We start from the raw sequence: 14340 nt of genomic DNA, 5'->3' as shown, positions 1-14340 counted from the left end.
TGCCCATTGGGCCGCCGACAGCGGGCCGCCGCGGACGGTCAGTCGCGGATCCGGACGGCGGTTTCGCGCAGGAACTGGTCCACGCGTGTGTAAGCGTCGCGGGTGAGCGCCTTCCACAGGCGCATCGCCAGTTTCGGGTCCTGCTCCTCCAGTTCCTCGATCGCCTCCGCGGAGAGCACCATGAGTTCTACCGGGCCGTCCGCCTTCTCGGTGGTCTCCTGCCGGTCTTCGCTGCCCAGTGCCAGTTCGCCGAACGTCATGCCGGCGCTGAGCGTGCTCAGCTTGACCCGCCGTCCCTCGGAGTCGGCGGCGATGGTGCTGATCCGGCCGGAGACAATGAAGTACACCCCGCCAAACCGTTGGCCGACCCGCCGGACGATCTCGCCGTCCTCGTACTTCGCGGGCTCCATGCGTTCCACCAGGGCGACAATTTCGTCCGCGTGCAGGGTGCCCAGGGCCAGCGACTGCTCCACCGGCACCGACGTGGGCACGCCCAGCGGATCTCCGTAGCGGGCAATAAGGCGGTTCTCGGAGAACTCGACGGCCCCGGTGCGGGTGTCGAAGACCGGCACGTGCCGCCCGGTGTCGATGAAGACGTCGGCGAGCCTGTCCTCCGGATCGATCAGCAGCAGTTCACGGTTGTCCGCGGCCAGAATCTCCTCCAGGCGGGCGAACATGCGCAGGGCCACGCCGCCCACTTCGTCGACGCGGCGCAGGTCCAGGACCACCAGCTCTACGTCGTCGGGGAGCGAGCTGATTTCCCGGACCATCGATTCCGTACCGGCAAACAGCAGGTCGCCGTTGAGCTCGATCAGTTGCGCGCGATGGCCGTTCTCCCGCAGCACCTCGGCCGACTCGTCCGTGCGGCGGATGCCGGAAGGAACGACGGTGATGTCGTAGCTGGCGCGGATCGCGGAACGCCCGGCACGCGCGGAACGGACGAAATGCATCTCCATGTCCTCGGACAGCCGCCGGCTCACGGCGATCCCGCGGACCGACCCGCCGTGGTCGTCCAGCGGCGGGGAGAACACCGCGAGCCCGACCTGGCCGGGAAGCACCGCCAGGGTGCCCCCTCCCACCCCGGACTTCGCCGGCATCCCCACGTTGGTGACCCAGTCTCCGGCGTCGTCGTACATGCCCGAGGTCATCATGACCGACAGCACCCGTTCCACCGGCCCGATGTCCATGACGTGGTTGCCGGTGACGGGGTTGGTGCCGCCGTTGGCCAAGGTCGCGGCCATGATGGACAGGTCCCGGCAGGTCACCTGCACCGAGCACTGCCGCAGGTAGTTCTCCAACGCGGTGGTGGGGTTGTCCTCGATGATGCCAAATGAGCTCAGCAGGTAGGCCAGTGCGTGGTTGCGGTCGCTGTTGCGCAGCTCGGCTTCGAACACCCGCGGGCTGCTCTTCAGTTTCCGGCCGGCGAATCCGGAATACGTGTTCAGCATCCGCTTGATCGCGGACCTGCCGCCGGAGCCCTTGATCATCTCGGTGACCGCCAGCGCGCCCGCGTTGATCATCGCGTTGGCCGGCCGCCCGGTGCCGGCGGCGAGGGAGATCTCGTTGAACGGGTCCCCGGAGGGCTCCACGTCCACCTTCTCATCCACCGCGTCGAAACCAAGCTCGGCCAGCGCGAGCGCGTAGCTGAACGGCTTGGAGATCGACTGCAGCGTGAATTCCTTGCGGGTGGTGCCTACCTCGTAGACGTAGCCGTCCACGGTAGCCAGGCAGATCCCGAAGTCGTCCGGATCGACTACCGCCGAGGCAGGACCAACCAGATACGGCGTGCCGTCGCGGAGTTCGGAGATCTCGGCGTGCAGGGTGCGCAAGTAGCTGTCGATCGGCGATTCCATATCACCAGCGTAAGTGGGCGGACGACGCGCCCCGGACAGCCGCCGGTTTCGGCCTCACGACCTATCGCACCATCGGGCTATCGCGAAATCCGAATGCCCTGCGGCGCGATGGTCAGGGAGGCGACCTCTTCAAGGCCCGGGTGCAGATCGTCGCCGTCATGCACCACGCCCTTCTCCCACCAGATCTTCAGGCCGTCGGGGGAGTCCTCCAGGCTGGCCAGGTTGTTGTCGAACCATGGCCGCATGTGGCTCTTCCACGTGAACGGCGGATCGGGAACCTTCGCGCCACGGGCTACGAGCGCGCCCACCGGAGCGGCGATGCCATAGGACATGGCGGCGGTGAAATCCCGCAGAAAGCGGGGCAGCGGGTTGCGGACGGGCGAGCAGACGGCCTGGACGATCCGGCTGCCCGAATCTCGCACCACCTCCGTCACATAGGAGAAGTGCACGTCGCCCGAGAGGAAGGTGACGGTCTCCGGCGCCGGTCCGCGCCCGCCGTCGGCCACCTCCTGCACCATGGCCGCCACCTCGTGGAAGGTGCGCTGGAAGGCTGCCCAGTGCTCCAGGTCCACGGCTTGCCGCAGCAGTTCACCGGCGGCCGCCGGCAGCTTGCCCCACGCCCCTTCGCTGAGGGCCTCGTTCCAGGACTCGATGTGGTGCAGGCCCTTGGGGAGCAGGAACGGCAGCGAGGTCCCGATCAGCAGGTGCTTGAAGCCGCCCTGGAGCTGGCTGTCCAGCCAGGCCATTTCTTCCTCGTCCAGCAGCGTCCGCCGGTCCGGCTGCAAGTCACGGGCAGCGCGCGAGTCGAGCACGACCAGCCGTGAACCGCCGATGTCGCGGGTGAAGCTCCAGCGGTAAGTGTCCGGCTGCCGGTCCGCCCGTTCCGCGAAAGCTTCCAGCGCGTCGCTGAGGTCCGGTTCGCCGTCGCCCGGATGGTTCACCACCTGCTGCCACAGTTCGTCCTCGGCACGCTGCTCCGGGGACAGGTTGCCCAGATGCTGGTAGACCCAGTAGGACGCGAGGCCGGCGACAATGCGGCCATGCCACCAGGGCTTCTTGGCCATCTTCCGCCGCCAGCTCAGCGAGGCGTTCCAGTCGTCGCGGATGTCGTGGTCGTCGAAGATCATCGCACTGGGCAGCGTAGACAGCAGCCATCGGTTGGCGCCGTCCGACCACGCGAGCATGTACAGGTGGGCGTATTCCGCGTAGTCCTTCAGCTCTTCGCCGGGCGGTTCCTTGATATCGCGGCGGGCGCGGATGAACTCCTGCATCGCCTCGGACGTCGAGTCCGCGTAGACCTGGTCGCCGAGGAAGAGCAGCAGGTCCGGCCAGGCGGAGTCCGTCCCGGTCCCGTCGAGTGCCCCGCCCGTCGCGTCCCCGGTCCCGGTCCTGTCCGCGGTGCCGGCCTTGTCCCCGTGCCGGGCCGCGCCGTCGGCACGGTGCAGCGCGTACGCCCGGAGCGCGTCCACGCCGTGCTGCCTGTTGCCGGCCGCGTCATGCTCGACGCTGGTGCGGCAGGATCCAAAGGCCAGCCGGAGCGGGCGTCCGGGCGTGAGGGTGCGGATCACGGGTGCAGGGTACGGCGAGTCCGGTTCCGGCCAGGCCGGCATGCCGTCAACCTCCACCCGATAGGGTGTGACGCTTCCTGGCTCCAGCCCCTCGGCCTCGACCAGCGCGTAATGGTGGCCGCGCACGGAGAACGTGCCTGCCTGCCAGCTGCGCCCCTGAACTACGACGGTGACGGTGGCGGCTTCGCGGGTCTCCACCCAGATGCTGGCCGACGTCTGGTCCACATAGCGCAGCATCGGGCCAAGTACCAGCGGCGATGCGGTCATGAATCCTCCTGCCCGACCCGACAGAACGGTGTTCCCTTGCGCAACTCTGCCACTATCGCCCGCCTGCCGAAAGAGCCCGCGGCGGAGGATTGCCTTCGGCCGCGGGCATCACCGCCGTCCTTCCCGACGGCGGCCGGTCAGCCCTCCGGCCGACGGCGGCGGACGGCCGGCGGTCGGGCAGCGGTCACGCAACGGCGTGGCCGGAGCGCCGGACTGTGGCCGGTCAGCGCTCCGGTGAGGGGAGGGGCTGCAGCGTCGGAAGGTGGCCGGAAGCGGGCACGGGCGCGTCCTGCTTTTTCCGCGGGGCGTCCTTGCCGGGATTGCCGTCGCGCTGGCCCAGGGACGGATCCGGCAGTCCGCCCTCCAGCGGCGGCACCGCGGGGAGCACGTCCCGGGACGGCGTGCCCGGCGAACGTTTGGCATCCTGCCCGGCAGCATCGTCGGTACCGGGGGTCCGCTCCGCCTGGTGCCCGGGCTGCGTCGCGGGGGCAGCAGGATGTGCCGGGGCAGCGGGAGCGGCCGGGGAATCGGTGCCGGTGTCGGCCGAGCCGGAGCCGCCTTCCTCAACCGAAACCTCGCCCGTTACGGCTGGGGCGTGGGCGGGGGCTCCGGGCACGGAGTGGTCCTGGGGAGTCTCCTGGCCGGTGCCGGACGGGGCGAGGAAGCCCACGACGTGCCGGACGGCCTGGTCCGCGGCTGCCCGGAAGTCGGGGTTGGCGGCCGCGACCCCGGACACTCCCAGCCCGGTGGCGGCCACCGCGGCCGTGAGGACAAGGGCGCCGCGTACCGTGCGGCGTCGCCGCAGCGGCACGACCTGCGCGCCGCCCGCGGCCGCCGCGCCGGCAGCCGGTGTCAGGTAAGCCAGCACCTCGGGCGATGGGGCCGGGATGGGGGCATCCCCGGCGGCGCGGAGGGCCAGCAAGGTGGACTCCAGCGGGGCAGAAGGAGCCAGCCCGGATTCGTCCAGCAGCCGGCGGACGGCGTCGTCGTCGGACATTTCAGCGCTGTTCATACCAGGACCTCCTTCCTTTCCAGAACGGATTTGAGTTTAAGCAGGGCGCGCCGCTGCAATTGTTTGATGGAGCCGGCGCTCCGGCCCATGATTTCGGCAACCTGTTCGATCGACAGGCCGGCGACCACGCGCAGCATCAGCACTTCCTGCTGCTCCGGCTTCAGCTCCTTGAGCTGGCGTCCCACATCGCTCTCGGCGAGCGTCTCCAGGACAGTTGTTTCGGCGGACTCCACCGCTCGGGCGTCGGCATCCGGGTCGTAGGGCGACAGCACTGGCTGCCGGGCCCGGCGCCGGACATCGTCTACGTAGCGGGCATGGGCGATGGAGAACGCCAGCGTCCGCAGCCCCTGGAACCCGCCGTTCACCGACCGGATGCGGGAGAAGAGGGCGAGGAATACTTCCTGTACTGCGCCTTCGTGGTCTTCCACACCGCGCACCTTCAGGTATCCATTGAGCCCGGGTGCCAGCGCGGTGTAGATCTCGCCGAATGCAGCTGCATCTCCGGACTGCGCCGCGAACACGATGTCGTCGGGAAGTGATGGGGGCAAGTCGACGTTCTTTCAGACAGCGGGCGACGGGTGCGGCGCCCCCAGTGTAGGCGCCGCACCCGGTACCACGGGAATTACTGTCCGGCTTCTACCGTGACCGAAGCGGCGCCACGCAGTTCGGCGCGCGTTTCCGCGGCTTCCGTGCGGGCGTCGATCGCGGCCTCGGCCTTGGCGTTGGCGGTTACCGGCAGCTCCGGAACGGCAGGGACGGCCGGAGTGGCAGGCACGCCGTCGGCACCCGGGACGGCCGGGACTGCCGGAGCCACGGCGGCACCCGAATGCAGCTCGGCGGCGGCGCCGTTCTCCTCGGTGCCGGCCTCGGCCTCTGCATCCAGCGCCGCGTCAGCCTCTGCTCCGTCTACGCCGGCGGTGACGTCGGCCTCGGCATCACCTGCGGCTGCGGACCGGACTTCCGGCACGGCGGGGGAGGCCGGGATCGCCGGGACTGCGTTCTCACCCTCGCTGGCGGGGACGGCCGGGGTGGTGACCGCGGTTTCCGAATTGCCGACGGCGGTCAGGGCGGGTGCTGCCACGGCGGCTCCGGCGCCTCCCACGGCGATGACGGCGGCCAGGGCGGCTCCCTTGGCGGGCAGGCTCAGGGTGCGGAAACGGTTCGACATGGATCTCCTCAAAAGGTTGCTCGGCACGGCCGCGGTACTGCTACTGCGGCGCGCCCTTACACCCGACTAATCGAAGGAAGAGGGTGAAAGGTTACGCTTTCGTGATTTTTTCGGGAGAAACATTTTTCACGGTTAACGCCGGTGGCCGGGGCATGACGCCCCGGCCACCGGCCTGCGACCAGCTGACGGGTGTCAGTAGGCCTTGACCCGCTGTTCGACCACCAAGTGGATCAGGGCGAAGGTCTTGTCCTCGTCGATGGCCTTGAGGGCGGCTTCGAGGGCGGCGGGAACGTCCGCGTCCTTCTCGACTTTCACACCGAAGCCGCCGAAGGCCTGCGCCATCAGGGCGAAGTCGGGATTCTTCAGCTGGGTGCCGGAGATGCGCTCGGGGTACCAGCGTTCCTGGTGGGTGCGGATGGTGCCGTATTCCTGGTTGTCCATGACGATGACCAGCGGGGTGGCACCGTACTGGGCGGCGGTCGCCAGTTCCTGCCCGTTCATCAGGAACTCGCCGTCGCCGGCGATGGTCACCACGCGCCGTCCCGGGTAAGCCAGCGAGGCGGCGATGGCGGAGGGGACGGAGTAACCCATGGAACCGTTGCGGGCCGACAGCATGGAGCCGTAGTCGTGCGTGGGGAAGTAACGGTGCGCCCAGTTGGTGTGCTCGCCGGCGCCGAGGGTGACCATGGCGTCGCGCGGCAAGCCCGCGACCAGGTTGGCCATCAAGGTGTCCATCCGGGCGGGCCCGTCGCCGGGCTCGGCCGGCGGCAGGGCGGCGAACTTGACCTGCTCGCCGCGCATGCGCTGGGTGAAGTCTTTCCACTCTTCCTTCACCGGCAGGTCCATCATGACCAGGTCGCGGACAAAGACGTCAGGCTTGGCCACGATCTGGTAGGAGACGGGGCCGGAGCGGCCCCGCAGCGACGGGTCGATGGTGACCAGGAAGTTCTTCTTCGACCAGTCCTGCCGGACCAGGAAGCCGTCGGTGATGACATCGCCCGGGACGGTGCCGACGAAGACCAGCAGGTCGGTTTCCTCGAGCAGGTCGTAGGTGGGCTTCGGCCGGCCGTAGCCAATCGGGCCCACGTAGGAGGGGGAGTCGAAGGGGATGGTGCCCTCGCAGCGCCATTCGACGGCAGCCGCGATGTTGTGCTCTTCGAGCCAGGTCGTGAGTGCGCTGGACCCTTCCTGGGTCCAGTCATTGCCGCCGACGACGAACAGCGGCTTCTCGGCGTCCTTCAGCGCGGTCTTGAGCGCCTTCCAGTCCGTGACCGTCATGCCGCCCTGCGCCACCGGGATGACCGGGTGCAGCGTGGCGTCCACTTCTTCGCGGATGACGTCTTCGGGAAGACCGACGACGACGGGTCCAGGCCGCCCGCTCATGGCGGCAAACATGGCCTCGGCGACGATTTCCGAGGCCCGCTCGGGGTGGTCCAGCACCATGACCCGTTTGGCGCCGGTGTCGAACCAGGATTTGATGTCGAATTCCTGGAAGGCTTCGCGGTCACGATGCTCGAAGGGGATCAGGCCCACGAACAGCACCATGGGCGTGGAGTCCTGCCAGGCGGTGTGGAGGCCAACGTGTGCGTTGGCCGCGCCCGGCCCGCGGGTGACCATGGCGATGCCGGGCCGCTGGTTCATCTTTCCGTCCGTCTCGGCCATGTAGGCCGCGCCGCCCTCATGGCGGCAGACAATGGTGTCGATGCTGGAAGTGCGGAGCCCGTCCAACACTTCCAGGTAGCTCTCGCCGGGAACCACGTAGGTGCGTTCGACGCCGTGCGCCATCAATGAGTCGACAATGATGTGCCCTGCCGATTTGCGGACCGGCTGCTGCTGCGCTGCGACTGCGACCGCTTCCATTTGATCCTGTGTCACAGGAGACCTCTTTCACCTTTGAATCGAACTCGTCCGCGGCATTCTTCTCATGCGGGTGCACGGTTCCCGATGAACGCGCTTGAGCAAAAGTACATCAAGGGGTGTGTTAGGGCACCGTCCCTGTGACATGGCGAGGTAACGAAAGTGACGTGGTTCGCATTGTTCCCGGCCGAGGTGTCTGCTGCGGCCGCTCTCACCCGCGCCGGTGGCGGGACACGAAATCGGCGCAACCGCGGATGGCGCCCGCGGCGAGGAAGATGAGGCCCAGCATGGCCAGAACCAGCGCATTCCCCGCTATGCCGATGAACAGCAGGAGCGCGCCGGCCAGGGCCAGCAGGGTCGCCGCCCCGACAACATGGCCGAAGACCAGCACGCCGCGGGCCGACAGGGAGCGGGCCAAGCGCGGGTCGTCGTTCTGCAGTTGCTGCCCCAGCCTGTCCAGGCGCTGCCGTTCGTCATCCGATAGAGACATTCCGACCTCCTCGGGCTCCGCGGCGCCGCAGCCGGTGCCGCGCCGGACACCGTATAAGACAAATGTAGCCTCGGGATGCCCGCCGGGGGTATGGGCCGCCGCCAAGCGAAGGCCGATTCGTTATCGACGCCGTCGACGGAGCGAGCCGGTTTTGCCGGAGCCTCTCCGCCGGTGGTACTTTGATCCGGATAAATCTGATTTATTGACGAGAGATTGGTCACCAAATCAGATGTAATGATGCGTCTGAGGAGTTCTGCCCATGTCCCTGCAATATCCCCCGCTGGTGGTCATGGGCGTCCAAGGATGCGGAAAATCCACGGTGGGCAGCGCGGTCGCCCGGCACCTCGGCCTTGAGTTCATCGACGGCGATGACCTGCACAGCGCGGCGAACAAGGAAAAGATGGCCTCCGGCCAGCCGTTGACGGACGCCGACCGCCACCCCTGGCTGAGCGCCATCGGCAAGGTCATGGCAGAAAAACTGGCCGAGGGAACCACCGCCGTCGTCGCATGCTCGGCGCTGAAGCGCAGCTACCGCGACCTCATCCGCTCCTTCGCGCCGCAGACCCGGTTCATTCACCTCACCGGCAGCCAGGAACTGATTGCCGAGCGGATCAGCGGGCGCGACCACGAATACATGCCCCCGACACTGCTGGATTCGCAGTTCCAGACGCTGGAACCGCTCGGCGACGACGAGGCAGGCCTTGAGGTCTCCGTCACCGATTCCCCCGAGCGGATCGCGGTCCTGGTGGAGCACTACCTGCAGGACCCGGCCCACCCGGCGGGAAGCTAGCGCCGGCAGGCGGGAAACAACTGAGCCAAATAACTGAAACGGTTGACCCGATAACCCGTTGGGCGACCGTCCGATACAACGAAGGACAATGATGACCGAACTCGAGCTCAACTGGACGTTGGGCACGGCGGGACTCCTGCTGGTCGCCGTAGCAGCCATCGCGCTGCTGCTGGTGCTGATCATGCGGTTCCGCGTGCACGCTTTCCTGTCGCTGATTATTGTCAGCGTGCTCACCGCGGTGGCCACCGGCATTCCGGCCGCAGACATTATGCCGACGCTGTTGGGTGGCTTCGGCGGAACCTTGGCCAGCGTGGCCCTGCTGGTCGGCCTGGGCGCCATGCTCGGGCGCATGCTGGAGGTCTCCGGCGGCGCCGACGTCATGACGCAGGCGTTGATCAACAAGTTCGGCGAGAAGCGCGCGCCGCTGGCGCTGTCCGTGGCGTCGCTGCTGTTCGGTTTCCCGATCTTCTTCGACGCGGGCCTCGTGGTCATGCTGCCGATCATCTTCACCGTGGCACGACGCCTCGGGGGATCGCTGCTCACTTATGCGTTCCCCGCAGCCACCGCCTTCTCCGTCATGCACATCTTCGTGCCGCCGCACCCCGGTCCCGTGGCCGCCACCGGCCTGCTGGGCGCCGACGTCGGGCTGGTCCTGATCCTCGGCCTCGTCATTGCCATCCCGACCTGGTACCTGGTGGGCTACCTGTTCGGCCACTTCCTGGGCCGCCGGTTCAACATCGCCGTGCCGGACATCCTCGATGCCCCGAAGGGCTCGGTGGAGAACGAATTCCGCTCCGCCCCGAAGCTGGGCACCATCTTCTTCCTGCTGCTGCTGCCGCTGCTGCTGATCTTCCTCAACACCGGCCTGAACATGCTCGCCACCGCCGAGGTTGTCTCGCTGGAGGACACCTGGGTGCAGGTCCTGCGGACGCTCGGTGAAACCCCGATCGCCCTGCTGATCACCGTGCTTTTGGCCATGTGGCTGCTGGGCCACCGCCAGGGCAAGAAGCACAGCCTCGTCGAAACCGTGGTGGACAGTGCCCTGGGCCCGGTCTGCTCGATCATCCTGATCACCGGCGCCGGCGGAATGTTCGGCGGCGTGCTGCGCTCGAGCGGCATCGGCAACGCCATCGCCAGCTCGCTGGACGCGATCGGGCTGCCGATCATCGTCGCCGGCTTCGTGATTGCCGCCGTCGTCCGCGTGGCCCAGGGCTCCGCGACGGTCGCGCTGACCACAGCGGCCGCGCTGGTCCAGCCGGTCGTCATGGGCAACCCGGACTTCAACCCGGTGGAACTGGCCGCCATCGTGCTGGCGCTGGCCGCCGGCTCGGTGTTCGCCGGCCACGTGAACGACTCGGGCTTCTGGCTGGTCAGCCGGTTCTTCCAGATGGACACCAAGACCACGCTGAAGACCTGGACGGTGGGCCAGGCGCTGGTGGGCATCGTCGGCTTTGTCCTGGCACTGGCCATCTACCTGATCGCCACCTCTTTCTAGTACAACCTTGGGCAACATGGACGGGGCGGCTGCGGCCGTCCCGTCCGCATTTGGAGAGTAATGACTGTGAACATGTTCGACATTTCCTCGCGGGTGGCGCTGGTGACCGGTTCCAGCCGCGGGATCGGCAAGGCGATCGCCCGCGGGCTCGCCGCCGCCGGCGCCGTCGTGGTGCTCAACGGGCTGGATGAGGAACGGCTGGAAGGCACCCGCGCGGAGCTGGCCGCGGAGTTCGGCGCAGACCGGATCCACGCCCGGGCCTTCGACGTCACCGACGCCCAGGCGGCGGCCGACGGCGTGGCCTGGGTCGAGCGCGAAGTGGGCCCCCTGTGGGTGCTGGTCAACAACGCCGGCGTCCAGCACCGGGTGCCGATGCTGGACCTGGACGTCGACGACTGGGAGCGCGTGTTGCGGACCAACCTGACGAGCGCGTTCCTGGTCGGGCGCGAGGCCGCGCGGCACATGATCGAACGCGGCGCCGGGAAGATCATCAACATCGCGTCCGTCCAGACCGACCTGGCCCGTCCGACCATCGCCCCCTACACGGCGTCCAAGGGCGGCATTCGCAACCTGACCCGGGCGATGACCGCCGAGTGGGCCAGCCTGGGGCTGCAGATCAACGCCATCGCGCCGGGTTACATCCACACCGAGATGACGCAGAACCTGGTGGACGACGAGGCCTTCAACACCTGGATCCTGGGCCGCACCCCGGCGCACCGCTGGGGCACGGTGGAGGACATCGTGGGCCCTGCCATCTGGCTGGCCTCCGACGCCTCGAACTTCGTGAACGGCCAGGTGGTGTTTATCGACGGCGGCATGACCACCGTCGTCTGACCCCGCCCGGCGCGTTCGCGCCAAGGCCTCAGCGAAGTCCGTGCCCGGGCCTGAGTTCCCGGGCCGGCGGGCGCGGGCACCCAAGGCGGTGCGCCGCCGTCGTAGTTTTGCAGAACCAGCGAAAGGCAGTTTCCATGACTTCCCTCCCAACCCAGTCCCTCGGCGTCGTGGCCCACGCGGCCGGTGATCTGCGCGTCGAACCGGTCGCGCTGGCGCCGGCCGGGCCCGACGAAGCCGTGGTCGAGATTGCCTACGGCGGCATCTGCGGGTCCGACCTGCACTACTGGCAGCACGGCGCCGCCGGCGAATCCATCCTGAAGGCGCCGATGCTGCTGGGCCACGAAGTGGTGGGTACCGTGGCCGCGGCGGCGGCCGATGGCAGCGGACCGGCCGCCGGCACCGCCGTAGCCGTGCATCCGGCGACGCCCGGGCCGGGCGACGGATCCAGGTACCCGGAGGACCGCCCGAACCTCTCGCCGGGCTGCACGTACCTGGGCAGCGCCGCACGTTTCCCGCACACCGAAGGCGCGTTCGCCCGCTACGTGAACCTGCCGACGCGGATGCTGCGGGAACTGCCCGCCAAGCTGCCGTTGCGGCGGGCCGCCCTGGTGGAGCCGGCAAGCGTGGCCTGGCATGCCGTCGCGCGGGCCGGAGACGTGGCCGGCAAGCGGGTGCTGGTCATCGGCTGCGGCCCGATCGGCGCCCTGATCATCGCGGTGCTGAAGCGGGCCGGCGCGGGCGAGATCGTCGCCGTCGACATGCACGAGAAGCCGCTGGACATCGCCCGGGAAGTGGGTGCCGGCCGCACGCTGCTGGCGACCGATGCCGAGGCGATCGCCGGGGTCGAGGCGGACATCTGCCTGGAGTCGTCCGGCAACCATCACGGTCTGGCGTCGGCCGTGCGCGGTGCGGCCCGCGGCGGCCGCGTGGTGATGGTCGGACTGCTGCCCTCGGGCGAGCAGCCGGCGCTGATCTCGCTGGCCATCACCCGGGAGCTGGAACTGGTGGGTTCCTTCCGCTTCAACGACGAGATCGATGACGTGATTGCGGCGCTGGCCGACGGCTCCCTCTACGCGGACCCGGTGACGACGCACGAATACGCCGCGGCCGACGCCCTGGAGGCGTTCGACATGGCGCGGGACTCGTCGCAGAGCGGGAAGGTGCTGCTGCGGTTCAGCGACGCGGAGTAGCCGCCGGGCGGTCGGTCCGCGCCCGGAATCTACTATTCAGCAGCCGGCCTTCTCGCACACGGGAAGGGCGCCTGCTGAACAGTCGATGCGGGAAAGGCAGATCTAGGTGCCGGGGGCTTCGAACAGCCGGGGCTCGGACTCCCAGACGCTGCGCACTTCCTCCACGGTCCGCCGCATGATCTGGTCCATGGCCGCCCGGGCCGCTTCCGGACGGCCGGACTGGATGGCGTCCGCGACGTCGACGTGCAATTGCAGCGCTTCTTCGTGCGGGTGCGCGGGCATCAGCCCGTAGTCGGTGCGGCCGCGCAGCACTTCGGCGATCATCGAGTGCATCTGCGCAAACATCTCGTTGCCGGAGGCCGCCAGCACCAGCGTGTGGTAGTGGATGTCCAGCTCCAGAAACTGCTGCAGGTCGCCGGCCCGTCCCACCGCCCGCATTTTTGCCGCGACGGCCATGAGCTCCGCCGCTGTGTCCTGCGGTGCATGCTGCGCGGCCAGCTCGGCGGCGGCCGGTTCGACGGCGGAGCGCAGCTCGGTCAGCGAGCGCAGCTGGACGCCCTTGCCGTCCCCGGCCAGGCGCCAGCGGATCACCGAGGGGTCGAATTTGTTCCACTGCTCCGGCGGCAGTACGCGGATGCCGATGCGTTTGACGGACTCGACCAGCCCCAGCGACTGCAGCACGCGCACGGCCTCGCGCAGCACGGAACGGGAGACGCCGAGCTCGGCCTCGAACTGCTCGGCATGCGCGGTGGAGCCGGCCGCCAGCTCGCCGGAGACGATGCGCTTGCCAAGCGTCTCGATGACGAGGCTGTGCAGGCGCGAACTCATGCGTGCGGAAGGGTAGCGGTCACGCGTTCATTCTAGGGGGGCCGGATGCGCAAACCGGCTGTGTTGCGGGGCGATGCCGACGCGTACCGGCAGAAGGTCAGGGCCTTCTCGGCGGCAGGATCGGCCCCGGATCGGGGAAGGGGCCGGGCTGCGGTTGCGGCGGAAGCGGCTGTGGCCCCGGGTCCGGGGGCGGCTCGGGCCGTTCGGGCGTGGGCGGCGCGTAGGGGTCCGGACTCGGCTCGGGCCGTTCGGGCGTGGGCGGCGCGAAGGGGTCCGGATTCGGCTCGGGCGGGAACGGGTGCCTGGGTCCCGGCTCGTTCGGATCGTGTGCCGGCTCCGGCGGCGGTGGAATGGTCACGGCGTGCCTCCTTGGGCAGCGGTGCGGTAGGCCTGCTGCCTGCCACGCTACAACTGTGTCCCGGGTGCCTCAAGGATTTTTCCCGCTGTCCGTGACGAGGGTCAGCAAGTCCCCGGCGACCCGGTCGGGGGCGTCCCAGAGGACCGTGAGGACTCCACGAAGGTGCGGACGTCGGCGGGGTCGATGGGATCGCGGAACGCCTCGATGGTCGGGGCAAAGGGCGGCCGGCGCTTGTAGAGGCTCAGCGGAGAGCCGATGAGCATGAGGGCCCGGACCCGTGTGGGCTGGTCGACGGCGAAACGCCGCGCGATATAGCCGCCGCTGGAGTGCCCGGCGATCACGGCCCGTGGGATGGCCAGGGCGTCCAGGAAATCGCCGAGGTCGTTGCTGAAATCGTGCAGCCGGTAGCCCGTGGCGGGCTTGTCCGAATCGCCGTGGCCGCGGGGGCTGAGCGCTATCAGCCGGAGCGACGCCGGTAACCGGTCCAAGAGCGGGACCCAAAACCGCCAGGAGTCCCCGTAGCCGGGAACCAGCAGAACCGGGGTGCCGCCGGGGGAGCCGGCCTCGGCATAGGCAAAGCGGAGTCCATTGCCGAGACGAGCGAACCGCTGGCGGGGCTCCATGGCCGGA

The 14340-nt window shown here is 68.8% G+C and carries 13 protein-coding genes; 4 read left to right on the top strand and 9 right to left on the bottom strand.

Going from position 1 to position 14340, the window contains the following annotated elements:
- Positions 1-38: 38 nt before the first annotated feature.
- The 7 genes from glsA to AC5RWG_RS15350 all read right to left on the bottom strand — a co-directional run bounded on the left by glsA (position 39) and on the right by AC5RWG_RS15350 (position 8215).
- Complete coding sequence (gene glsA, locus AC5RWG_RS15380; RefSeq protein WP_494167277.1) at positions 39-1853, bottom strand: glutaminase A; 1815 nt, start codon at positions 1851-1853, stop codon at positions 39-41.
- Positions 1854-1930: 77 nt separating this feature from the next.
- Positions 1931-3688 (bottom strand): alkaline phosphatase D family protein, encoded by a 1758-nt coding sequence (locus tag AC5RWG_RS15375; protein WP_494167276.1) that lies wholly within the window; start codon positions 3686-3688, stop codon positions 1931-1933.
- Between the two features lie 223 nt (positions 3689-3911).
- A complete protein-coding gene (locus AC5RWG_RS15370) occupies positions 3912-4700 on the bottom strand; it encodes a hypothetical protein (RefSeq protein WP_494167275.1) in 789 nt (262 codons plus the stop codon).
- Positions 4697-5248, bottom strand: coding sequence for an RNA polymerase sigma factor (locus AC5RWG_RS15365; RefSeq protein WP_494001591.1), 552 nt, complete (start codon positions 5246-5248; stop codon positions 4697-4699). The genes AC5RWG_RS15370 and AC5RWG_RS15365 overlap by 4 nt, the downstream gene beginning before the upstream one ends.
- Positions 5249-5322: 74 nt before the next feature.
- Positions 5323-5868, bottom strand: coding sequence for a hypothetical protein (locus tag AC5RWG_RS15360; RefSeq protein WP_494167274.1), 546 nt, complete (start codon positions 5866-5868; stop codon positions 5323-5325).
- A 192-nt stretch (positions 5869-6060) separates the two neighbouring features.
- Positions 6061-7728 carry a thiamine pyrophosphate-dependent enzyme gene (locus AC5RWG_RS15355; RefSeq protein ID WP_494167413.1) on the bottom strand — a complete coding sequence of 556 codons (1668 nt, stop codon included), beginning with the start codon at positions 7726-7728 and terminating at the stop codon, positions 6061-6063.
- A gap of 208 nt (positions 7729-7936) precedes the next feature.
- Positions 7937-8215, bottom strand: a complete 279-nt coding sequence (locus tag AC5RWG_RS15350) for a DUF3040 domain-containing protein (RefSeq protein ID WP_494023553.1) — start codon at positions 8213-8215, stop codon at positions 7937-7939.
- Positions 8216-8474: 259 nt separating this feature from the next.
- On the opposite strand from AC5RWG_RS15350, the gene AC5RWG_RS15345 reads away from it, so the two are divergent.
- From AC5RWG_RS15345 to AC5RWG_RS15330, 4 genes are all read left to right on the top strand, one after another.
- Entirely contained in the window at positions 8475-9005 is a 531-nt protein-coding gene (locus tag AC5RWG_RS15345) for a gluconokinase (RefSeq protein WP_494023554.1), read from the top strand.
- Between the two features lie 88 nt (positions 9006-9093).
- Positions 9094-10500: a GntP family permease gene (locus AC5RWG_RS15340; RefSeq protein WP_494073505.1), complete on the top strand. Its 1407-nt coding sequence runs from the start codon at positions 9094-9096 to the stop codon at positions 10498-10500.
- 60 nt (positions 10501-10560) lie between these two features.
- A complete protein-coding gene (locus tag AC5RWG_RS15335; RefSeq protein WP_494023556.1) occupies positions 10561-11334 on the top strand; it encodes an SDR family oxidoreductase in 774 nt (257 codons plus the stop codon).
- Between the two features lie 134 nt (positions 11335-11468).
- Positions 11469-12524 carry an L-idonate 5-dehydrogenase gene (locus AC5RWG_RS15330; RefSeq protein WP_494001585.1) on the top strand — a complete coding sequence of 352 codons (1056 nt, stop codon included), beginning with the start codon at positions 11469-11471 and terminating at the stop codon, positions 12522-12524.
- A gap of 102 nt (positions 12525-12626) precedes the next feature.
- Here AC5RWG_RS15330 and AC5RWG_RS15325 read toward each other — a convergent pair whose 3' ends face one another.
- Together AC5RWG_RS15325 and AC5RWG_RS15320 are read right to left on the bottom strand one after the other, a co-directional pair.
- The gene (locus tag AC5RWG_RS15325; RefSeq protein ID WP_494167273.1) at positions 12627-13352 is read right to left on the bottom strand and encodes a FadR/GntR family transcriptional regulator; all 726 of its coding nucleotides are present in this window, start codon (positions 13350-13352) and stop codon (positions 12627-12629) included.
- 459 nt (positions 13353-13811) lie between these two features.
- Positions 13812-14333, bottom strand: coding sequence for an alpha/beta fold hydrolase (locus AC5RWG_RS15320; RefSeq protein WP_494167272.1), 522 nt, complete (start codon positions 14331-14333; stop codon positions 13812-13814).
- Positions 14334-14340 lie beyond the last annotated feature (7 nt).

The organism is Arthrobacter sp. Y3221160 (assembly GCF_059092585.1).
The sequence above is the reverse complement of the archived record's forward strand: the minus strand, read 5'-3'. Positions and strand labels throughout refer to the sequence as shown.